The sequence below is a fragment of the Kribbella sp. CWNU-51 genome (assembly GCF_054073265.1).
Genome location: NZ_JBSXMZ010000003.1, coordinates 67,775 through 89,228, shown reverse-complemented (window position 1 = coordinate 89,228; position 21,454 = coordinate 67,775). Strand labels below are relative to the sequence as shown.

The 21,454-nt window shown below is 69.7% G+C and carries 21 protein-coding genes; 13 read left to right on the top strand and 8 right to left on the bottom strand.

Annotated features, from left to right (window positions below):
* The first annotated feature begins 99 nt into the window (after nucleotides 1–99).
* The 10 genes from ACXC9Q_RS01500 to ACXC9Q_RS01455 are packed head-to-tail and all read left to right on the top strand — an operon-like array spanning nucleotide 100 to nucleotide 12,250.
* Entirely contained in the window at nucleotides 100–1,362 is a 1,263-nt protein-coding gene (locus ACXC9Q_RS01500; RefSeq protein ID WP_457054641.1) for a toxic anion resistance protein, read from the top strand.
* A gap of 30 nt (nucleotides 1,363–1,392) precedes the next feature.
* Entirely contained in the window at nucleotides 1,393–1,974 is a 582-nt protein-coding gene (locus ACXC9Q_RS01495; protein WP_457054640.1) for a hypothetical protein, read from the top strand.
* 32 nt (nucleotides 1,975–2,006) lie between these two features.
* A complete protein-coding gene (locus ACXC9Q_RS01490; RefSeq protein ID WP_457054639.1) occupies nucleotides 2,007–3,329 on the top strand; it encodes an AAA family ATPase in 1,323 nt (440 codons plus the stop codon).
* Nucleotides 3,326–4,660 carry a hypothetical protein gene (locus ACXC9Q_RS01485; protein ID WP_457054638.1) on the top strand — a complete coding sequence of 445 codons (1,335 nt, stop codon included), beginning with the start codon at nucleotides 3,326–3,328 and terminating at the stop codon, nucleotides 4,658–4,660. The genes ACXC9Q_RS01490 and ACXC9Q_RS01485 overlap by 4 nt, the downstream gene beginning before the upstream one ends.
* Nucleotides 4,657–5,658, top strand: a complete 1,002-nt coding sequence (locus ACXC9Q_RS01480; RefSeq protein ID WP_457054637.1) for a glutamate ABC transporter substrate-binding protein — start codon at nucleotides 4,657–4,659, stop codon at nucleotides 5,656–5,658. Before ACXC9Q_RS01485 ends, ACXC9Q_RS01480 begins: the two co-directional genes overlap by 4 nt.
* Nucleotides 5,655–6,779 (top strand): hypothetical protein, encoded by a 1,125-nt coding sequence (locus ACXC9Q_RS01475; protein WP_457054636.1) that lies wholly within the window; start codon nucleotides 5,655–5,657, stop codon nucleotides 6,777–6,779. The genes ACXC9Q_RS01480 and ACXC9Q_RS01475 overlap by 4 nt, the downstream gene beginning before the upstream one ends.
* Entirely contained in the window at nucleotides 6,776–9,193 is a 2,418-nt protein-coding gene (locus ACXC9Q_RS01470) for a tetratricopeptide repeat protein (protein WP_457054635.1), read from the top strand. Before ACXC9Q_RS01475 ends, ACXC9Q_RS01470 begins: the two co-directional genes overlap by 4 nt.
* Nucleotides 9,190–10,236: a protein phosphatase 2C domain-containing protein gene (locus ACXC9Q_RS01465; protein WP_457054634.1), complete on the top strand. Its 1,047-nt coding sequence runs from the start codon at nucleotides 9,190–9,192 to the stop codon at nucleotides 10,234–10,236. The genes ACXC9Q_RS01470 and ACXC9Q_RS01465 overlap by 4 nt, the downstream gene beginning before the upstream one ends.
* A gap of 14 nt (nucleotides 10,237–10,250) precedes the next feature.
* Nucleotides 10,251–11,528 carry a vWA domain-containing protein gene (locus ACXC9Q_RS01460; RefSeq protein WP_329481992.1) on the top strand — a complete coding sequence of 426 codons (1,278 nt, stop codon included), beginning with the start codon at nucleotides 10,251–10,253 and terminating at the stop codon, nucleotides 11,526–11,528.
* Nucleotides 11,525–12,250, top strand: coding sequence for an FHA domain-containing protein (locus ACXC9Q_RS01455; protein ID WP_457054633.1), 726 nt, complete (start codon nucleotides 11,525–11,527; stop codon nucleotides 12,248–12,250). The genes ACXC9Q_RS01460 and ACXC9Q_RS01455 overlap by 4 nt, the downstream gene beginning before the upstream one ends.
* A 22-nt stretch (nucleotides 12,251–12,272) precedes the next feature.
* On the opposite strand, the gene ACXC9Q_RS01450 is transcribed toward ACXC9Q_RS01455, so the two are convergent.
* Together ACXC9Q_RS01450 and ACXC9Q_RS01445 are read right to left on the bottom strand one after the other, a co-directional pair.
* Nucleotides 12,273–13,166, bottom strand: coding sequence for an NADP-dependent oxidoreductase (locus tag ACXC9Q_RS01450; protein ID WP_457054632.1), 894 nt, complete (start codon nucleotides 13,164–13,166; stop codon nucleotides 12,273–12,275).
* Nucleotides 13,078–13,770, bottom strand: coding sequence for a Crp/Fnr family transcriptional regulator (locus ACXC9Q_RS01445; protein ID WP_457054631.1), 693 nt, complete (start codon nucleotides 13,768–13,770; stop codon nucleotides 13,078–13,080). The genes ACXC9Q_RS01450 and ACXC9Q_RS01445 overlap by 89 nt, the downstream gene beginning before the upstream one ends.
* Nucleotides 13,771–13,844: 74 nt before the next feature.
* Here ACXC9Q_RS01445 and ACXC9Q_RS01440 point away from each other — a divergent pair, with 74 nt between their 5' ends.
* Nucleotides 13,845–15,026, top strand: a complete 1,182-nt coding sequence (locus ACXC9Q_RS01440; RefSeq protein ID WP_457054630.1) for an epoxide hydrolase family protein — start codon at nucleotides 13,845–13,847, stop codon at nucleotides 15,024–15,026.
* A gap of 4 nt (nucleotides 15,027–15,030) precedes the next feature.
* On the opposite strand, the gene ACXC9Q_RS01435 is transcribed toward ACXC9Q_RS01440, so the two are convergent.
* From ACXC9Q_RS01435 to ACXC9Q_RS01420, 4 genes are all read right to left on the bottom strand, one after another.
* Nucleotides 15,031–15,486, bottom strand: coding sequence for a hypothetical protein (locus ACXC9Q_RS01435; protein WP_457054629.1), 456 nt, complete (start codon nucleotides 15,484–15,486; stop codon nucleotides 15,031–15,033).
* A gap of 122 nt (nucleotides 15,487–15,608) precedes the next feature.
* On the bottom strand, nucleotides 15,609–16,541 hold the full coding sequence (locus ACXC9Q_RS01430) for a GNAT family N-acetyltransferase (RefSeq protein ID WP_457054628.1): 933 nt from the start codon (nucleotides 16,539–16,541) through the stop codon (nucleotides 15,609–15,611).
* 355 nt (nucleotides 16,542–16,896) lie between these two features.
* Nucleotides 16,897–18,522 carry a chaperonin GroEL gene (groL, locus tag ACXC9Q_RS01425; RefSeq protein ID WP_328526257.1) on the bottom strand — a complete coding sequence of 542 codons (1,626 nt, stop codon included), beginning with the start codon at nucleotides 18,520–18,522 and terminating at the stop codon, nucleotides 16,897–16,899.
* A gap of 238 nt (nucleotides 18,523–18,760) precedes the next feature.
* Nucleotides 18,761–19,087 (bottom strand): cupin domain-containing protein, encoded by a 327-nt coding sequence (locus ACXC9Q_RS01420; RefSeq protein ID WP_457054627.1) that lies wholly within the window; start codon nucleotides 19,085–19,087, stop codon nucleotides 18,761–18,763.
* Between the two features lie 95 nt (nucleotides 19,088–19,182).
* On the opposite strand from ACXC9Q_RS01420, the gene ACXC9Q_RS01415 reads away from it, so the two are divergent.
* A complete protein-coding gene (locus tag ACXC9Q_RS01415) occupies nucleotides 19,183–19,743 on the top strand; it encodes a GNAT family N-acetyltransferase (RefSeq protein WP_457054626.1) in 561 nt (186 codons plus the stop codon).
* Here ACXC9Q_RS01415 and ACXC9Q_RS01410 read toward each other — a convergent pair.
* Together ACXC9Q_RS01410 and ACXC9Q_RS01405 are read right to left on the bottom strand one after the other, a co-directional pair.
* Nucleotides 19,740–20,075, bottom strand: a complete 336-nt coding sequence (locus ACXC9Q_RS01410) for an MmcQ/YjbR family DNA-binding protein (RefSeq protein WP_329482002.1) — start codon at nucleotides 20,073–20,075, stop codon at nucleotides 19,740–19,742. The two genes, ACXC9Q_RS01415 and ACXC9Q_RS01410, sit on opposite strands and share 4 nt — an antisense overlap.
* Before the next feature lie 31 nt (nucleotides 20,076–20,106).
* Nucleotides 20,107–20,931, bottom strand: coding sequence for a PASTA domain-containing protein (locus ACXC9Q_RS01405; RefSeq protein WP_457054625.1), 825 nt, complete (start codon nucleotides 20,929–20,931; stop codon nucleotides 20,107–20,109).
* Between the two features lie 151 nt (nucleotides 20,932–21,082).
* On the opposite strand from ACXC9Q_RS01405, the gene ACXC9Q_RS01400 reads away from it, so the two are divergent.
* On the top strand, nucleotides 21,083–21,415 hold the full coding sequence (locus ACXC9Q_RS01400; protein WP_457054624.1) for a PspC domain-containing protein: 333 nt from the start codon (nucleotides 21,083–21,085) through the stop codon (nucleotides 21,413–21,415).
* Nucleotides 21,416–21,454 lie beyond the last annotated feature (39 nt).

Here is a 21,454-nt window from a genome sequence, read left to right as displayed (position 1 = left end):
CCATGGGGACCCGGAACCGACTAGATTGGCTGCGCGTCACGGAGGTGACAGCGCGCGGGCGAGGGGACGCCTCGCGGAGGCCACCGGAGGGGAACGACGATGACCGAAGCAGACAACACAGCAGGCGCACCGGCCGCTGCGCAGCCGGCGATGGCGCCGTTGCAGCCGCCGACGGCTACGGCTCCCGGACTGATACTGACCGCGCCGCCGCCGTCACAGCCGGTCGCCGCGACGGCCGCCCCGAGTCTGGCGCCGGCCGTGGATGCGGCCGCGCTGCCCGGGCTCGACGCGAAGGTCGACACGTTCCTCACCTCGTTGATGGCGGCCGAGCCGCGGTCGCCGGAGTTCGCGGCCAAGGCCACTGACGTCCGGAGCATGGGCGACGTCGACATCCGCGCCGCCGCCGACAGCTCGAACCGCCTGCTCCAGTCGCCGGTCCGCGCGTTGCAGAGCGGCGGACTGTCCGAGGGTTCGACCGTCGGCCAGACGCTGCTGGACCTTCGCCGTACGGTCGAGGACCTGGACCCGAAGGCAGCCACCGGCCCGAAGAAGCTGCTCGGCCTGATCCCGTTCGGGGACAAGATCGAGGACTACTTCCGCAAGTACCAGAGCGCGCAGAGTCATCTCGAGGGCATCCTGCACGCGCTGCGCAATGGGCAGGACGAGCTCGGCAAGGACAACGCCGCGCTGAACCTGGAGAAGCAGCAGCTCTGGGACGCGATGGGCCGGCTGAACCAGTACGTGTACGTCGCCGAGCGCCTGGACGCCCGGTTGTCCGCGGCGATCGCCGAACTGGAGGCGACGAACCCGGACAAGGCGAAGGCGTTCCGTGAGGACGTGCTGTTCTACGTCCGGCAGAAGCACCAGGACCTGCTCACCCAGCTGGCCGTGTCGATCCAGAACTACCTGGCCATCGACATCGTGATCAAGAACAACATCGAGCTGATCAAGGGCGTCGACCGCGCGTCGACGACCACCGTCTCGGCTTTGCGTACGGCGGTCATCGTGGCGCAGGCGCTGAGCAACCAGAAGCTGGTGCTGGACCAGATCACCGCACTGAACACGACCACCAGCGGGATGATCGAGCGGACCTCGGAGATGCTGCGGGACAACTCGGTGGCGATCCAGCAGCAGGCCGCGTCGGCGACGATCGGGCTGCCGCAGCTGCAGGCCGCGTTCGCGAACATCTACGCGACCATGGACGCGATCGACACGTTCAAGGTGGAGGCGCTGGACAACATGGCCGCCACCATCGGCACGCTGGAGACCGAGGTGACGAAGTCCCGCAGCTACCTGGAGCGGGTCGCGCAGCAGGACCAACGGGTCGTCCACGGCAGTCTCGACCTCGACCTCGGTCGCTGACGCAGAGTCAACTGGGGGACAGGGAACTGCATGGCACTCGGTGACTTCTTGGCGCGGCTGACCGGCCGCAAGCAGGAGCCCGAGCCTGCCCCGTCTCCCCGCGCTCCGTCGAACGACGACCTGCTGGCGGCGCTCGTCCGTGTCGAGCAGTTGGTCGCTGACGGCGCCGTACCGGCTGTGGTCGCATCACGGGTCGGCCGGGTGGTCCGGACCGTGCGGGACACGATCCCACGGCTCGGCAACCTCGGTGGAAGTGCGCAGGCGTACTCCGTGATGGCGACGGCGACGGACTATCTGCCGGAGGCGATCGGCGGGTATCTGCGGCTGCCGCGGCAGTGGGCGGACACGCGGCCGGTGGATCGGGGCAAGACGTCGCTGATGATCCTGATCGACCAGTTGGACCTCTTGGCCGCGACGATGGACAAGGTGTTCGACGCGGTGAACCGGGCCGACGCGGCGGCGCTGATCGCCCACGGCCGGTTCCTGCAGGAGAAGTTCGGCACCGGCTCGACCGGCGGAGGCCTGGCCATCGGCCCGACGGCGTCGACACCACCACCGGACACCGGCTCGGCGGGACCACTGGCACCACCATCTGGACGGGGAGGGTCATGAGCGGCGAGGGGGGACGATCACTCTCGGAAGCGATGTCGGAGCTGCTTGCCGTGGCTGCTCGTGCGGGTGTCGCCGAGCGGACGGCCCAGGCGGAGGGGCTGTCGCTGGCCGCCGCGTTGGCGGAGTCCGCTCCGGGTGCGCCTGCGGACTGGGCCAAGGCCAGCCCGGGTGCGACGACACAGGACTTCTTCGATGCCGCCGTACGCGGTCGTCGCTGGCGTGGCGCGCCGACCGCGGTGCTGACCGAGCTGATCGCCGAAGGCTCGACAGAGAAGGCTGCTTACGCCGAGGCGCTGGCCGAGGTGGCCTCGGCAGCCTGCACGCTGGGCGAACCCACCATGCGGGTCGTCGGTAACGCGTCGGTGGCAGCAGCGGCGCAGCTGCAGGCCGCGGGCGCCCGCCCGCTGCAGGTCGCTACGACGCCGACAGTCCAGAGCACACCTCAGACTCCTGTCGAAGCGAAGCCTGAAGAACCTGCCAAATCGGTTGAAGAGTTGCTGGCGGAGCTCGACGAGCTGACCGGGTTGGCTCGGGTGAAGCGGGAAGTGCATCGGCAGGTCGCCGTACTGCGGGTGGAGAAGCTGCGGGCCGAGGCGGGGCTGAAGAGTCCGACGATCACGCGGCATCTCGTGTTCGTGGGGAATCCGGGCACCGGCAAGACCACGGTGGCGCGGCTGGTGAGCGGCATCTACAAGGCACTCGGCCTGCTGTCGAAGGGGCAGTTGGTCGAGGTCGACCGGTCCGAGCTGGTCGCCGGGTATCTCGGCCAGACCGCGACGAAGACGGCCGAGGTGCTCGCGTCCGCGGCCGGCGGGGTGCTGTTCATCGACGAGGCCTACAGCCTCACCTCGGGAGACACTGGCGCCGATCAGTACGGGCGTGAAGCGGTCGATACGCTGGTCAAGGAGATGGAGGACCGGCGCGACGACCTGGTCGTGATCGTTGCCGGGTACCCCGAGCCGATGGAGGCGTTCATCGCGGCGAACCCGGGGCTGGCCAGCCGGTTCCGGACCACGATCGCGTTCGACGACTACAGCGACGACGAGCTGACCGACATCCTCACCGGGCTCGCCGAAGCCGCCGACTACGAGCTGGTGCCGGAGGCGTTGGACAAGTTCCGGGAGATCCTGGGCGTCACGCCACGGGACCACTCGTTCGGCAACGGGAGATTCGCGCGCAACGTGCTGGAGGCCGCCATCGGCCGGCACGCCTGGAGGCTTCGCGACGTGACGGCACCGACGAAGGACCAACTGCGTCAGATCCTCGCCGAGGACCTCAGCGAGGAAGAGGACGTCGCCGAGCCGGCAGACCTCGCCGTGGAAGCGGACCAGTCCGAGCAAGGAGAAGAGGCGTGACCCAGACTCAGAGCGCGCCGCCCGCGACCTGGTCGTCGCCGTCGGCCCAGCAGTCCAGCAACACCGCGTCGCAACCGCCCAGTGCCCGGAAGCCCGGTGCGCGGGGCCTGGTCGCCGCGTGGTTCGAGGGCACACCGGGCCGGATGCGCGCCTTCCTCGTCCTGGCCGCGGCGGTCAGCATCGTCTTCGGCCTGGCCGCGGCGCAGGGTTTCCGTCAGTCCGACGGTGCCCTCGACCGCGCCAAGGCCAATGCCGCCCAGGTTGTCCGCATCCAGGCGATCCACACCAACCTGGTCAGCGCCAACGCGGACGCAACCAACGCGTTCCTGGTCGGTGGTCTCGAGCCGCCCGATCAGCGCCAGCACTTCGTCGACTCGATGGCGTCGGCGGCCCGCCTGATCTCGGAAGCTGCGACCGCCCAGCCGGCCGACCAGGAGGCACTGGGTGAGCTGAACACCACGCTGATCACGTACGACGGCCTGATCGAGCAAGCCCGGGCCAACAACCGCCAGGGCCTCCCGATCGGATCACAGTACCTGCGCGACGCGAACGCCGTACTGCAGAACGACTCCCTGCCGCTGGTGAACGCGCTGGTGGAGGCCAATGAGCAGCGGGTCGACACCGAGTTCGATGGCGTCCGCCTCGGCACGATCTGGGTGGTCGCCGGCGGCCTGCTCGCGCTGGTGGTCTTCGTGATCACGCTGCGCTGGCTGGCCCGCCGTACGCACCGCTACGTCAACATCCCGATCGCCGCCGGGGGCCTGCTCATCCTGCTGACCACCATCGTCGGCGGCGTCTCCCTGTCCAGCGCGTCCGGCAATGCATCGAGTACCCGCGACGATGCCTACGCCAAGACCCTGGCCCTGTCGCGCGCCCGGATCGCGGCGTACGACGCCCGCTCCAACGAGAGCCTCACCCTGATCGCCCGCGGCTCCGGCGACACCTTCGACAAGGCCTACAACACCGCCTCCGCCACCGTCGACGACGAACTGAAGAAGTCCTCCGGCACAGTCGACGGCCTGACCGACCGCTGGAACAGCTACAAGGCGATCCACACCAAGGTCCGAGCGGCCGACACCGGCGGCAACTGGGACGACGCCGTCGCGATGGCGGTCCGCAACTCAGGGACCGACAGCGGCGTGGACACGTTCAACGCCTTCGACCAGAGCTCGGCGGACCAGCTGCAGTTGACGAGTGACACGGTCTCGTCCGAGCTGTCGGACACCCGCGGCGGCCTGCCACCGATCGGCTGGCTCGGCCTACCACTCGGCATCGTGGCTGCCCTGCTCGTCACCTGGGGCATGTCGCAGCGACTGGAGGAGTACCGATGAAGAAGCTCATCATTCCCGTCGCCGCGATCGCTCTGCTGCTGACCGCCTGTGGTTCGGGCAACTATGCCGCGACCGAGATCCCGGCGAAGCCACAGGCCGCTCCCACGTCGACAGCCCCGGCGGCGGGCCGGCCGTGCGCGGACGGCCAGAGCCCGCTGGCCTCGTATGCACCGGATGCCGAGACACCCGCCCCCGGCGGTCCGATGCCGGCCGGCTCGCGGATGGCCGAGATCAAGGCGCGCAAGCGGCTGATCGCGGGAGTGTCCGCGGACAGCCTCAACCTCGGCTCGCGCAATCCGCTGACCGGGAAGATCGAGGGCTTCGACATCGACATGATCAACGCGGTCGCGGACGCGATCTTCGGCAAGCCGGCGCCGGGCAAGCCGCACCAGGTCGAGCTGCGAGTGATCTCCAGTCCGCAGCGGATCCCGTCGCTGCGCGACCCCAAGAACCCAGTGGACATCGTGGCCCGCAACATGACCATCAACTGCGACCGCTGGAACGACATCGCCTTCTCCGCCGAGTACTACCGCTCCGGGCAGAAGACACTAGTGCCGCTCGACTCGACGGCGACCAGCATCAAAGACCTGTCCGGCAAGACGATCTGCGCCCCGGCGCGCTCGACCAGTCTGGACAACCTGAAGAAGGAGAACCCGGCTGTCAAGCCGGTCACGGCCGATACCGACACCGGGTGTCTGGTGTTGTTCCAGCAGGGCAAGGCGTACGGCATCAGCGGTGACGACACCGTGCTGGCCGGCGACGCCGCGCAGGACCCGTACGCGAAGGTGATCAAGAACGAGCGCTTCAGCGAGGAGCCGTACGGCCTGGGGATCTCGCTGAAGCACCCGGAGTTCGTGCGGTTCGTGAACGTCGTCCTCCAGCAGATGAAGGACAGCGGCGACTGGACCGCCTCGTACAACAAGTGGCTTGCCGCGGCCCTCGGGAAGGCGCCCGTACCGCCGAAGGCGATCTACGGTCGGGTTCCGGTGAAGCAATGACCGTTCGTACGCCGACTGTGTCGGCGCCGGCGCCGCCGGGGAGGATGGGGAGCAGTGTTCCGGCTGCGGAGCTGCTGTCCTTCCTGGATGCGTTGGGGACTTGGCGGGATCGGCGGAAGGCTGAGTTGGAGGAGCTGGATCAGGCTGCTCTGCATTCGGCGGACGCGGATGCCTTGAGTGCGGATGTCGTGCTCAGCATGGCGGTGTGGAAGGCCGTGTCGGATCGGTACGAGCTGATCCTGGTGACGTGGGATTCCGGGCGGGTCGGAGTCAAGGAGACCGAGCGGATCTCGACGCTGATCTGGGGCGGTCTGGACACCGGCGGCGCCGGCGGGTCGCTCGCGGTTTCGTTGCCTGAGGCATGCAAGTTGTCGGATGCGCTGGCGTCCAGCCTGCGGGCCAAGCTGGCGCTGGAGCCGGGCGACGCGGACCTGGCTGCCCACCTGCGGCAGCTGCGGGCGCAGGTCGAACGGATCAACGACCTCGTCAAGCTGGAGCCGGCGACCGTTCGGAACGCGGCGATCGCCGAGCACCACGACCTCGACCGCCGCGTCACCGACCTGACCGAGCACAGCAAGCGGGGCGCGGACATCGGCGGACTGATCGGCCCGCTCGAGATCGACGCGGCCCGGGCCGAGCGCGACCTGATCGTCGGCGCCGCGACCCGCAAGGAGCGAGCCGCCGACGTCGCGCGGGCACGTTCGCTGCGCAGTGAACTGGAAGCGCAGGGCACCGCAGTCCGAGCCCTCGCCGACAAGGCGGTCGCCACGGTCACACCGGCCCCGCGTCTCGCCGTACCGGATGTGACCGCACTCGGCCCGGTGCCGAACACCCCGGCCGAGCTGGAGAAGTACCTGAGCCGGCTGGACGCCGTACGACGGGCGCTGGGTCAGGCGCAGGCGGCGTACGGCGCCGCACTGGCGCACCGTGACGAGCTGGCGGCGTTGCTGGACGCCTACCAGGTGAAGGCGAGCAGCGTGGCCCCAGGCAACGAAGATCTCGCGGAGCTGTACCGGCGCGCCCGCGCGGTGATTGAGCACGAGCCGGTCGAGCTGACCCGCCTGGGCGCACTCGTGACGGCCTACCAGGCCTACCTGGAAGCCACCGGAGGGACGAAATGACGACGACCATCGCATGCACCCAGCCCGGCTGCACCGGCAGCATCGTGGATGGCTACTGCGACATCTGCGGCTCCCCCGCGACCGCCTCGCCGACTGCCCCGGCCACCACCTCCTCGGCCGCCCCGGCCACCGCGTCCTCGGCCGGTGCGGCGACCGGCGCCTGCACGCAGCCCGGTTGCACCGGGGCCTTCGTCGACGGCTACTGCGACGTCTGCGGCTCCCCCGCCCCCGACGGCACCACGAGCCCTTCCGCCGTCTCCGGCGCCCCGGCCGTGACCAGCGACCCCGACCCGATCAGTACGCCGTCGACCGTGTCGCGCGCGTCCAACCGGCTCGCCTCGACACCGCTCGGCTCGGCCCGGGCCGCCCAAGCCGGGTCCAAGCTGACCCGCAAGCTCGGTACGTCGTCCACCCGTCTGCGCGGAGCGCGGCTCGGTGCCGGGCTGACGCACGTACCGTCGATCCCCGCGATCGACGCGAGCAAAGCGATCCTGCTCAACCCGCAGGTGCCGGAGGACCGCCGGAACTGCCCGAACTGTGGCAACCCGGTCGGCCGGTCCCGCGCCGGCCAGCCCGGCCGGACCGAGGGCTTCTGCCCGAAGTGCCGCAACCGCTTCTCGTTCTCGCCGAAGCTGCAGGCGGGCGACCTGGTCGGCGGTCAGTACCAGGTGGCCGGCTGCCTGGCGCACGGTGGTTTCGGCTGGATCTACCTGGCCCGGGACAAGAACGTGTCCGACCGCTGGGTGGTGCTGAAGGGCCTGCTCAACTCCGAGGATCCGGACGCCGTCGCGGCCGCGATCGCCGAGCAGCAGTTCCTGGCCCGGGTCGAGCACCCGCTGATCGTGGAGATCTATAACTTCGTCACCCACGACGGCGCCGGCTACATCGTGATGGAGTACGTCGGCGGCACGTCGCTGAAGACGTTGCTCAAGCAACGAATGGCCGCCAACAACGGCCAGTACGACGCGCTGCCGATCGACCAGGCGATCGCCTACCTCCTGGAGATCCTGCCGGCGTTCTCGTACCTGCACGACCTCGGCCTGGTGTACTGCGACTTCAAGCCGGACAACATCATCCAGGTCGGCGACGCGGTCAAGCTGATCGACCTCGGCGGTGTCCGGCGGATCGACGACATGGACTCCGCGATCTACGGCACCGTCGGCTTCCAGGCGCCGGAGGTCGCCGAGGTCGGCCCATCCGTTGCCTCCGACATCTACACGCTCGGCCGGACGCTGTGCGTGCTGGCGATGGAGTTCCGCGGCTACCAGTCCCGGTACGTCACCTCGCTGCCGCCCGTGGGCGAGGTGCCGCTGTTCCAGCAGTACGACTCGGTGTACCGGCTGCTGCTCAAGGCCTGCGCCCAGGATCCGGCGGACCGGTTCCAGTCGGCCGACGAGTTCCGCGTGCAGCTGCTCGGCGTACTGCGGGAGATCGTCGCGGACAAGCAGGGCGTCAAGGCGGCGCAGCACTCGGCGTCGTCGCTGCTGTTCGGCACACCCGGCGACAAGGCGATGGGCCTGGGCGAGGCGGCCGCACCGTGGCAACAGCTGCCCTCGCTGGCGCCGGACGACAGCGACAAGATGGCGGGCTGGCTCAAGACGGTCAGCGTGCCGGACGCGGGCAAGCGGCTCGAGCTGCTCGTGGACGCGCCGGAGTCGTCCCCGCAGATCCTGCTGGAGATCGCCGAGGCCTCGCTCGAGGTGGGCGAGGACCGCTACGACATGGTCGACACCGCGGTCTCGGACCTGCTGGCTGAGGATCCGTGGGAGTGGCGGGCAGTCTGGATGGCCGGACTGGTCGCACTGGCTCGCGGGGACGCGGCGGCGGCCCAGTCGGCGTTCAACGCCGTCTACGGCCAGGTGCCCGGTGAGCTCGGGCCGAAGCTCGCGCTGGCGATCGCCTGCGAGCAGAGCGGCGAGTACGACGTTGCCGAGGGCCTCTACCTCACGTGTGCGCGGACCGACGCCAACTACATCGCGCCCTCGGCGTTCGGCCTGGCGGACATCCGCACGCGGCGGAACGACCTCGACGGCGCCCTCGCCGCACTCGACCTGGTGCCCCGCACCAGCGGCTCGTATGTCCGGGCCCGTCGCCAGCGGGCCGGACTACTGGCAGGATCGGGCCGTGGCCTTCCCGCGCTCGCCCAGGCGATGGACAGCATCGACGCGCTGACCATCGACCCGGTCGACCGGGCCAACCTGGCCGCGGACGTGTTCCGGACCGCGCTCGCCGAGGTTCAGCAGTCCGGTCCGCAGGAAGGACTGCGGATCGACGGCCGGGAGGCCACCGAGCCGGCCCTGCGGGACGGGCTCGAGGCCACCTACCGGCAACTGGCCGACCAGGCGCAGACCCGGCCGGAACGGATCGCCCTGGTCGACCAGGCCAACGAGGTTCGAGGATGGACGTTGCGATGACGAGTACGACCCAGACGGTCTGCCCCAGCTGCGGCGGCCCGGTGTCCGAGGCCGATCGCTTCTGCGAGGCCTGTGGCGCCGAGCTCAGCCCCAGCACCCCGACCACGCCTGCCTTGGACACCGACACCGAGCCGACAGTCGAGATCATGACAGGGACCAGTCCGGTAGGACCGTGCCAGTCCTGCGGTGGCGTCATCGGTGCGGAGGGGTACTGCGAAACGTGCGGCACCAAGGCCGCCAAGGTCCGGGACCACTACACCGAGCAGCCCAGCCCGTGGGTGGCCGGCGTGTGCGACCGCGGCATCCGGCACAGCCGCAACGAGGACGCGCTGGCCATCGCTGCCGACCCCGAACCGGGCAGCCGAGCGCTGCTGGTCGTCTGTGACGGTGTCAGCTCGTCACTCGACTCGGATGTCGCGTCACTGGCCGCATCCCGCGCGGCTCGCGACGTACTGACGGCCGGGCACGCGCAGGGCCTGGGCACCGAGTCGTCCCGGAGCAGTGCGATCGTGGCCCGGCTCGAGGCGGCTGCCGATGCGGCCAATGACGCCGTGCTGGAAAACACGAGTCCGGACAGTCCCAACCCGGCGTCGTGCACGTTCGTGGCGACGATCCTGGAGGACGGTCTGCTGGTGGCCGGCAACATCGGGGACAGTCGCGCGTACTGGTTCCCCGACGACGCCGAGGCGGTCGCGCTCACTGTGGACGACTCGTGGGCCGCCGAACTCATCGCCACCGGCATCTCGCGTGAGGAGGCGGAGTCCGGTCCACACGCGCATGCGATCACCCGCTGGCTCGGCAAGGACGCTCCGGACCACACTCCGCGGACGACGACGCTCCGGGTGACCGGGCCGGGCTGGATTCTGGTCTGCTCCGACGGACTGTGGAACTACTGCTCCGAGGCGGCACCGCTGGCCGACCTCGTACGTCAGACCGCTGCGGCGAATGGTGGCGAGCCGATGGCCACCGCGTCCGCCCTGGTCGACTGGGCCAATGCCCAGGGTGGCCAGGACAACATCACCGTCGCGCTGGCGCGGCTCTAGGAAAGGGACCCGAGATGGCCGAGTTCTCCGCCACCGTCTACCAGAACGAGTTCCTGCCCGACGGCGGAACCGATGTGCACGCCATTGTCACGGTGAACTGCAGCGGCGCCGGCTCGGCCGGGCAGTCCGGCAGCGGTGACGCCGGCGAGATCATCATCGTCGACACCTCCGGCTCGATGGGCCGCGAGGGCGTCCAGGCCGCCGCGTACGCCGCCCAGACCGCACTCGACCAGATCCTCGACGGAGTCTGGTTCGCGGTCATCTCCGGCAACGACCGCGCCCAACTGGCCTTCCCGCCGTCGCCGGAGCCGGTGATGGTGCGGATGGACCAGTTCACCCGGCAGGCGGCCAAGGACGCGGTGTCCCGCTTCTACGCCGACGGCGGGACCGCGATGGGCACCTGGCTGCGGCTGGCGTCGCGGGTGTTCGCGACCGTGCCGTCGCTGACCCAGAAGCACGCCATCCTGCTCACCGACGGCGAGAACCAGCACGAGACGCCCGAGGTGCTGACCCAGACCATCCAGGCCGTCACCGGCCAGTTCCAGTGCGACTGCCGCGGTGTCGGGGTCGCCTGGCAGGTCGACGAGGTACGGCGGATCGCGCAGGCGCTCCTGGGCACGGTCGACATCATCCCGGCCCGGGAGCAGCTGGCGGCCGAGTTCTCCAAGCTGATCCAGAACGCGATGAGCCGCGGCATCGCCCAGGCCGATCTGCGGGTCTGGGCGCCGCAGGGCGCCGAGGTGCTGTTCGTCCGGCAGGTCGCCCCCACGGTCGAGGACCTGACCTCACGCCGTACGGCGATCAACCCGCTGACCGGCTCATATCCGACCGGCTCGTGGGGAGACGAGTCCCGCGACTACCACGTGGCGATCCGGCTGGCCGCGAAGGGAATCGGGCAGGAGCAGCTCGCCGCGCGGGTGCAGCTCGTGATCGGCGACGACGTGGTCGCGCAAGGCCTGGTCAAGGCGCTGTGGTCCGCGGACGAGGCGCTGACCACCCGGATCAGCCCGGAGGTCGCGCACTACACCGGCCAGACCGAGCTGGCCGAGGCGATCCAGGACGGCCTGGCCGCGAAGGCCGCGGGGGACACCGCGACCGCGACCACGAAGCTCGGCCGCGCGGTCCAGCTCGCCGCCCAGACCGGCAACGAGGAGGCGACCACCCGGCTGCGCAAGGTCGTCGACATCGACGACCAGGAAGCGGGTACGGTGCGGCTCAAGCGGACGGTCGAGAAAGCCGACGAGATGGCGCTCGACACGGCCTCCACCAAGACCACCCGGGTGAAGAAATGACGACAGTCAGCTGTCCGAGCGGGCACCCGTCCGTCTCGACCGACTACTGCGACGTCTGCGGCCTGCCGATCGGCGCCGCGGCAACACCGGCCGCGGCCCAAGCGCCGGCGCCGGCCGTGGCCGCTCCGGCCCCAGCCGGTGTGGCCCCGGCTGCCCAGAGCTGCCCGAACTGTTCGGAGCCGGCGGCCACGGACGCCCTGTTCTGCGAGAACTGCGGCTACGACTTCACCACCGGCACCATGCCGCGGCAGGCCTCGTCACTCGACCTGTCCACCCCGCCGCCGGTGCCGCCCGCGCCCAAGGAGGTGGCCGAGTGGGTGGTCGAACGCTGGGTCGACCCGGACTGGTACGCCGTCCAGCAGAGCGACGACCCGTGTCCGTCGCCCGGCCTGCCGGTGGTGATCCCGCTGAACGAGAAGAGCGTGCTGATCGGCCGGCCGTCCCGGAGCCGCGGCATCTCGCCCGAGGTCGACTGCGGTGACGACACCGGGGTGAGCCGCCGTCAGGCCCAGCTCACCACCGACGGCCAGCGCTGGTGGGTCGAGGACCTGCAGTCCTCGAACGGCACGTACGTCGCTCCCGCCGCCGGACCGCTCCCCGAGGACCCGATCGTCCCGGGCCAGCGCCAGGAGCTGGACCCGGACGACCGGATCTATGTCGGCGCCTGGACGCGTCTCGTCGTCCGCAAATCCACCCCGGAGGAGCAAGCCGGCCAGGCCTGACCAGCGCGGCCAGGCTGGCAGGTCACGGGAGCAGGACGAGTTTGCCGCGGACGCCGCCGGCCTGGAGCAGGTCGAGGGCGTCTGCCGCCTCTGTCAGCGCGAGCGTCTTGGCGACGGTCGCGGTCAGCTGACCGGCTTCCGCGGCGCGGGCAAGACGGTCCAGCGTGCGGCCGTCGGGCTCGGCGCGGACGATCCTGGGCTCGATGCCCCGGTCCGCGGTGAACTGACCACCCGGGACCCAGAACTCCGGCACGGTGGTGACATAGCTCCCGCCGTCGCGCACCGCCGCGAAGGCCGCGCGAGCCCGCGGCCCGCCGACGACGTCAAGGGCAGCGTCAGCCGGCCCCGAGGCCGGCCCTCCGGCCGAATCCGAGGCCCGCGCCTCGCCCGAATCCGGCGTGAGGACGGTGATGCCGCGCGCGACGGCGAGTTCGGTCGCGAATCGGCCGACTGCTCCTCGGGGTCCGTTGACCAGCAGCGTGCTGCCCGGGGCGAGGCCGAGGAGATCGAGCGCCTGGTAGGCGGTGAGCCCGGCGAGTGGCAGCGTGGCGGCCTCGGTCCAGTCGAGGTTCGCCGGCGCCGCGGCGACCTGTGCGGCGGGAAGCGTCACGTACTCGGCAAAGCCACCGACCTGGGTCCGCGAGTGACCGGTACTGGCGATCACCGCCGCCCCGGCCTCCCAGTCGCCGCCCTCGACCACGCCGGCGACGTCGTACCCAGGCACGAGCGGCAGCCGGAGCTCGTCGTACCAGCGGTAGTTGCCGGCCAGCATGCCGAGGTCGGCGGGGTTGACCGCCGCGGCCATCACCCTGATCAGGACCTCGCCGTCAGCGGGTGCCTTCACCGGCAGGGTGTGCGGCCGCAGGACTGCTCCGGGGCCGACTCGATCGGTTGCCATCGCGCGCATCGTCGTCATGATCCCGACCGTAGGCAGCCGCGGGCCGGTCGTCGTTGATCGAGATCAATCGCCGCCGGATCCGGCTGAGTGCCTCCGGGGTGATCCCGACGTACGACGCGATCTGGCGCTGGGTGAGCCGGCCGGCGAGGTCCTCGTGGCCTTCGAGGAACAGCCGGTACCGCTCGGTCGCGTCGGCGAGGAGCAGCTCGGTTTGCCGTTGCTCGACCCGCAGGTACAGCGCCTCGGTCAGTCGGGCGACGAGAGCCTGCCAGCCCAGGCTCGCCCGGACCAACGCGTCGTACGTCGACCGTGGAGCGACCATCAGGTCGGCCGGCTCGAGGGCCTCGATGGTCAGCCGGGAGGGCTCCTGCCGCAGGGCCGCGCTGTAGGCGCAGACGAGCTCGCCCTCGGCGCGGAACGCGAGCGTTCGCTCGGTCCCCGCCACGTCGGTCTGGTAGAGCCGGAAGAGTCCGCGCTCGACGAACCCGACGCGCTCCGGCCGGTCGCCCGCCCGGACCAGCAACTCGCCGCGCTCGACCCGGGCCGGGCGGAACAGCGCGCGGCCACGCTCGGCATCGGCGGCGGGGAGCTGCGCCAGGAAGCGGTCGAAGTTGCTCGTCACCTGACCATTGTCGCGCCCAGATTCGTTATTCATTGCGGAAGGAAGCTCGCCGCAATCATTTCTAGCCTGAAGGCATGACAACGAACACGGACATCAGGCCCTTCCGGATCGAGATCCCGCAGGCGGAGGTGGACGACCTCAAGGCGCGGCTGGCCGCGGCGCGGTGGCCGGCCACCCCGGCCGTGGACGACTGGAGCCGCGGGGTTCCGGTCTCCTACCTCAAGGAGCTCGCCGGATACTGGGCCGACGGCTACGACTGGCGGGCCGCGGAGGCCGCGCTGAACGAGATCCCGCAGTTCACGACCGAGATCAACGGTCAGCGGATCCACTTCTTCCACCAGCGGTCGGCGTCGCCGGATGCCTTGCCGCTGATCCTCACGCACGGGTGGCCGGGGTCGCCGGTGGAGTTCCAGCAGATGATCGGCCGGCTGACCGATCCGGCGGCGTACGGCGGTGACCCGGCCGACGCGTTCCACGTCGTCGTACCGTCGCTGCCTGGGTACGGGTTCTCCACGCCGCTCGGGCCGGGTGGGTTCAACCTGTTCGGGACGGCTCAGATGTGGGCCGAGCTGATGAGCCGGCTCGGGTACGAGCGGTACGCCGCTCACGGCACGGACGCGGGATCCGGGGTTGCCGGGATGTTGCCGATGGTGGATCCGGCGCACGTGGTCGGCGCACATCTGGCTGGGGTGAGCGCGGGCGCGCCGTTCGGAGGACCGCTCTCGGTGGAGGGCCTGTCGGAGTCGGATCGGGCGCGGGTGGAGCGGTTCAACAAGTCGCTCGACGACGGCTTCGGGTACTTCGTGTTGCAGTCGACGCGGCCACAGACGCTGGCCTACTCGCTGAACGATTCGCCGATCGGGCAGCTGGCCTGGATCGTGGAGAAGTTCGCCGAGTGGACCGACCCGATCCACAAGTTGCCGGAAGAGGCCGTCGACCGGGACCAGTTGCTGACCAACGTCAGCCTGTACTGGTTCACCGGCTCCGGTGCGTCGTCGGCGCACGCGGTCTACGACGGAGTCCAGGCCTGGAAGGCGATGCTCGCCCATCAGGACTCAGGTGGCTGGGGCGATGTCCAGGGACCGCCGACCGGAGTCGCGGTGTTCGGTGCGGAGACGGCGATCAAGAGCCTGGCCGATCCGGCCGGCAAGATCGAGCACTGGCAGGAGTACGAGCGCGGCGGTCACTTCGCCGCGATGGAGGTGCCGGACCTGCTCGCCGGTGATCTGCGGACCTTTTTCCGGCCGCTGCGCTGACGGCTCAATGGCCGGGCTGGGCCTGATGGGTCCAGCCCGGCTGTGGCTTGAAGCAGAGCCACTCGATCACGACCGAGCCGACCACGATCGGGATCACCCACGACCACGGCTGGTGCGGCAGACTCACCACGACGATCGCTGTCCACAAAGCGATCCAGCCGCCGCCGTACCCACGCAGGACGCCGCGGTACCACAACCCGCCGGGCACTTCGGCGGCCCGCTGGCCGAGGTACACGAACAGGTACGACGCGATCGAGATCGGCCAGAAGAACCACAGCCGGCTCCAGTCGTACGGCACCATCACGAGTGCGGACACGCAGACCAGCGCGATGGCCCAGTGATAGACCTCGCCGGCCCAGGTCAACCCGTGCCGGCGCAGGGTGAGGACGATCGCCAACGGGCCGAACACGATCGCGACGACGCCGGCCACGACGTGCAGGATGAGCGCGATGTCACGCATCGCCGTTCCTCCCCCGCTCCCGACTCCCCCCGGAGCTCTCTGACATGTCAGGGAGCATAGGGGTCGGAACGCCCGCCGTCTGCCCCTCGGCGCACCCAGTCGGGCACGCCGAGGGATAGCCTTCAGACCTCCGGGAAGGACAGCACTCGGCGGACGGCGAAGTTCCGATATCCGAGGCGTTCGAAGCTCTTGGCCATCGGGACATTGCCGAAGTCGGTGTCGGCCCGGATGTGCTCGGCACCCGTCTCCGCAAGCAGGTGGGTGATCTCGGCCAGCAGGTCGTCGCTGTACCCGTGCCCGCGCTGCTCGGGCAGGACCCCGAGGTACCCGACCACCGGCCCGCCGGCGTTGGCGGACGGCATCGCGAACCCGATCAGTTTCCGGTCAGCGTCGTACCCGAGCCGCCACCAGGACCGCTCGCCCGGCATCGACTTGTACATGTCGAGTTCCTCGCGGGCCGCGCCCTCGACCCCGAGCCGCGCGATCTCCCGCGCGGTGGCCGCGTCCAGGCTGCCCTCGCTGACCCGCATGAACACGTCCACGAAGGCCTCGTCGTCGGCCGGCTCGAACCGCAGCCGGGTGGACCGCGGCGGCAGTCCGTACGCCGGCCTCCACTCGTACCGCAGCCGGTCGGTGATCTCGGTCAGCCCGGCCGCCGCGGCCGCCTGGCTGCGTGCCTCGAGCGCGGCGACCACATCGGGCTTGTCCCGCCAATCGCTACTCAGGAAGAAGTGGTACTCCGGCGGCTCGGCATCGGCCGGGCGGGATTTGACGGCGTGCTCGATCAGCGCCGTCCAGACCGGGACCGGGTCGCCGTCGCCGGCGTAGTACAGGCCGTCGATGCTGTACGGGTGGGCGTCGCCGGGAGCGCCCCACCAGATGGCGAGAGCCAGGATCTTGCCGTCTTCCTCGACGACCCAGGTCCAGTCGTCGCGGTAGTAGCCGTCGGCAACGTACTCGCGGTAGCGGTCGAGCGTGACGGTGTTGACCGACTTCTGCTCGATCAGGGAAAGAATGGTGTCGAGGTCGGCCTCGACGGTGGTGCGGATGGTCACGAATCCTCCAGCAGGAGGCGCGCTGCTCCGCTCAGTGCGAGCTGTACGAGCGGATCGGTCGCGCCGGGAAACAGGTCAGAGTATTCATCGGTCGCTCCTTCCGCTGCGGTTCGGTCTCGCCGGGCCAGACTTTAGGGGACGGCCGAGGTCATAGTCCAGTTGTTATTCACACCTGGGATGTACCGGCCTTGCCGGCGCCGGGAAGCCACGCCGATCCACGTCTACTACACCGGCGACCACTACGCGTCGTTCTGCGAGGTCACCGGCACCTGACGGCTAGCGCCGCAACAACAAGCGGTCCCGAGCCGAAGGCCCGGGACCGCTCTTACTGCTTGTGCTGTTGGACTTCAGTGGATCAGAAGTCCATGCCGCCCATGTCGGGCGCGCCACCCGGAGCGGCCGAGGCCTTCTCCGGCTTGTCGGCGATGACGGCCTCGGTGGTGAGGAACAGGGCCGCGATGGACGCCGCGTTCTGCAGCGCCGAGCGCGTCACCTTGGCCGGGTCGATGATGCCGGTGGCGATCAGGTCGACGTACTCACCGGTCGCGGCGTTGAGGCCCCAGCCCGGCTCGAGGTTGCGAACCTTCTCCACCACGACGCCACCCTCGAGGCCGGCGTTCACCGCGATCTGCTTCAACGGCGCCTCGACCGCGGACCGCACGATGGCGGCACCGGTGGCCTCGTCACCGTCGAGGTCCAGCTTCTCGAACGCGATCACCGACGCCTGCAGCAGAGCCACGCCGCCACCGGCGACGATGCCCTCCTCGACGGCCGCCTTCGCGTTGCGAACGGCGTCCTCGATGCGGTGCTTGCGCTCCTTCAGCTCGACCTCGGTGGCCGCGCCGACCTTGATCACCGCAACGCCACCGGCCAGCTTGGCCAGCCGCTCCTGCAGCTTCTCGCGGTCGTAGTCGGAGTCCGACTTCTCGATCTCGGCGCGGATCTGGTTCACCCGGCCGCCGATCTGGTCGGCGTCACCCTCGCCCTCCACGATCGTCGTCTCGTCCTTGGTCACGACGATCTTGCGGGCCTGGCCGAGCAGCTCCAGGTCGACGGAGTCGAGCTTGAGCCCGACCTCCTCGGAGATCACCTCGCCGCCGGTGAGGACGGCGATGTCGACCAGCATGGCCTTGCGGCGGTCACCGAAGCCCGGCGCCTTGACGGCGACGGCCTTGAAGGTGCCCTTGATCTTGTTGACGACCAGGGTCGCCAGCGCCTCACCCTCGATGTCCTCGGCGATGATGGCCAGCGACTTGCCGGTCTGCATGACCTTCTCCAGCACCGGGACCAGGTCCTTGATGCTCGAGATCTTGCTGTTGACGATCAGGATGTACGGGTCGTCGAGGACCGCTTCCATCCGCTCGGTGTCGGTCACGAAGTAGGGCGAGATGTAACCCTTGTCGAAGCGCATACCCTCGGTGAGCTCGAGCTCGAGGCCGAAGGTGTTGCTCTCCTCGACGGTGATGACGCCTTCCTTGCCGACCTTGTCCATCGCCTCGGCGATGATCTGGCCGACCTGGTTGTCGGCGGCCGAGATGGACGCGGTCGCAGCGATCTGCTCCCGGGTCTCGACCGGCTTGGCGAGCGCGAGCAGCTGCTCGCTGACCGCCTCGGTCGCCTTCTCGATGCCCTTCTTCAGGCTCATCGGGTTGGCGCCGGCCGCAACGTTGCGCAGCCCCTCGCGGACGAGGGCCTGGGCCAGCACGGTGGCGGTGGTGGTGCCGTCACCCGCGACGTCGTCGGTCTTCTTCGCAACTTCCTTGACGAGCTCGGCCCCGATCTTCTCGTACGGGTCCTCGAGCTCGATCTCCTTGGCGATGGAGACACCGTCGTTGGTGATGGTGGGGGCGCCCCACTTCTTCTCCAGGACGACGTTGCGGCCCTTGGGGCCGAGCGTCACCTTGACCGCATCGGCGAGGGTGTTCATCCCTCGCTCGAGGCCGCGGCGCGCCTCTTCATTGAAAGAAATCAGCTTGGGCATTCTCCGCGAGTCCTCCCGCGTCGAGTCTTTGTGTTCAGCCGGCCCGGATGCCCGCGACGGACGGCGCCGAGGTCGCGGCGCTCATGTCCCGCCACGCTCCGGCACCTCATCGAGGCCGTCTTCTGTCACACTCGCCGGACAGGAGTCTTATCACTCTCACCCTTGGAGTGCTAACCAAGTATTAGCACTCGACCCAAGCGAGTGCAAGCCAGCCCCCCGCCCAGGGGCCGGCCCGCGATCAGCTCGCGGCGGGCGCCTCCGCCGGCCCGAAGACGATGATCCGGACACCGGTCTCGGTCCGCGGCTGGTGCCGGCTGCCGGCCTGGTAGTACAGGTAGGTCCCAGCCGGGTAGGACCGGCCGTGGTCGAGCAGTTCGCCCGCCGCGACGTAGATCAGCTCGTCCCGGTCGTGCACGTCGACCTCCGGCCAGGCGATCCCGGCCTCGAGATCGAAGGCGCGGACCAGCACCTGCCCACTGGACGGCAGGGCCCGGCGGACGATGCCCGGTGCGACCGGGCTGGTTTCGGCGTCATCGAGAAGGACTGCTTGAGGTTCGTTCGACATGGCCCAAACCTCGCATTGCGCCTGGACCGGCGACAGTCTCGTCCCGGTCCCCCACCGGACGCATCCGGTCACGCCAGGCACAGTACGGTGACCGCATGCTGGAGGTGCGCCCGGCCGGGCCGGACTCGTGGGACGACGTGGCGGCGGTGATGGGCGAGCGCGGCGATCCGGCCCGGTGCTTCTGTCAGTACTTCCGGCTTCGCGGCCGGCAATGGTCCGACGCCACCCCGGACAGCCACCGGAAGGCGTTGCGATCCCAGGTCTGCGACGCGGAGCAACCACCCGGCGTCCTCGCGTACGACGGGACCACGCCGGTCGGCTGGTGTGCGGTCGCCCCGCGGACGTCGTACCCACGGGTGGTCGCCTCACCCAACTGGCGCACCGATCGGCCGGACGCGTGGGTCATCACGTGCTTCGTCGTACCGGTGGGCCACCGCCGCCAGGGCCTCGCACGGCAACTGGCCCACGGAGCTGTCGATCTGGCCGGCTCGTACGGCGCCACCGTCATCGAGGGCTGTGCCGTCGACACCTCCACTACCAACCGCGTCCCCCCGTCCGACCTCTATCGCGGCCCACTGTCCGTCTTCCTCGACGCCGGCTTCACCGAGGTCAGCCGCACCAGCCCGCAGTGGGTCCTGGTCCGTCGGACGCTCTAGGACGTCAGCTGGGAGATCAGGTACTTCGGGGCGGTCAGGCGCCAGGCCTCGGTGATCAGTTCCCGGAGCTCTTCGTCGTCGGCCGCGGCGATGTCGATGTCCAGCCAGGCGAAGCGGCCGGCCGCCCAGGACGGGGAGTACACGTCCGGATCCTCGGCCACCAGCGCCTCCTGCTCCTCGCGCAACGCCTTGAGCTGCAGCCTGGTCTCGTCCTCCGACATGTACGCGAAGCTCTTGTTCCGCACCTTGAAGACCGGCTGACCCGCCCAGCCCTCGTGTTCCTCCACTCCCGGCAGGCCGAACACGACCTTCTGCAGCACCTGGACGTCCATCCTCCGACCGTAGGCGCGCCCACCGACACTTCTACTTGACCACGGTCACGGTGACCGTGTCGCCGGGCTCCAGCAGCGTCCCCGGCCGCGGCGATACCCCGAAGACCTGGCCCACCAGGTAGCTGGGCGACGTCCTGGTCAGGAACGCGGTCTGCAAGCCCATCCGCGCGAGCACCTTGGCGTACGCCGCGCCGGTCGGCCGCTCGTCCAGCGACTGATAGCTGGGCACTCCGATCCGGTCCGTCACGATCTCGATCCGAGCGAGGGTCCGGTCCACCTCGTCCGCACTCGTGGACGACTCGGCGCGGAACCACACCTGGAGGGACGGAATGCCCACCGCGGCCCGGCACAGCCGTACCTCCGGACAGGTGGTCCGCTGGCGCTCAGCCCGTACTCCGTCGATGGTGAAAGTCTCGTCGGCATGGAAGTCGATCGTCGGAGTGCTGCTGAGCTCGACGGTATCGACATCCTTGGGGCGGCGCATGTGGCAGGAGGACATCGCACTCGAGTCGTCGACGAGGACGGTGTCCTTGCGCGGAGTTCCGCAGCGGCTGAAGTTCGTACCCCAGACCTTCGGCACAGCGATCGCCGCATGCCCGAAGCCGACCAGTCGCATCGCAGCCGGTTCGGGCTCCGGACTGATGATCGTCACGCCCCCCGATTGGCCGCTGGCCGTCAGGACGTTGGTCACGCCGATGACAGCCAGCACGGTGGTCACGGCCGCCGCCGACGCCAGCACGGTCCGGAGGCGACGACCCCGGGTCGCGCCCGCGCCGACAGCATCCAGCGGAGATGGCCCGACAGCCGCCTGTTCGTCGGCGCGCTCGAGGAGTTCGGTCAGCTTCGATTCGTTCATCACTTCCCTCCTCCCATACCCACACTGAGGGATGGCTCGGGTTCCACGAAAGTCGTCAGGGGTGCCAGGGCCGGGTTCCAGGGGTCGGGTCAGGGGTCGGTCGGTACCGATCCTGATGTGGTGGAGGGGTCCTGGGCGGGAGAGTTGAGCCATGACGAACTCCAACGCACCGTTCTCGAACCTGTCCGGCAAGGCCCTGCGTCGTTCCCGCGACCAGCGGATGCTGTCCGGTGTCTCCGGCGGTATCGCCGAGTACCTGAACATCGACGTCACCCTGGTCCGCCTGGGCATCGTCGGTCTGACCCTGATCACCGGTGGCACCGCTCTGCTCGGCTACGCGGTGGCCTGGATCGTGATTCCCGAGGCCGACGGCAAGGCGGTCTGGCAGAACGTCCAGCAGTCGGTGAACCAGCAGAACCACTCGCCCGAGGCGGACATCGCCTCCCGTATCTACGACGACACCAACAAGCCCCCGGCGGCATGATCCGCCCTGCGCCCCTCCCGGGCGCAGCCCACGACCACC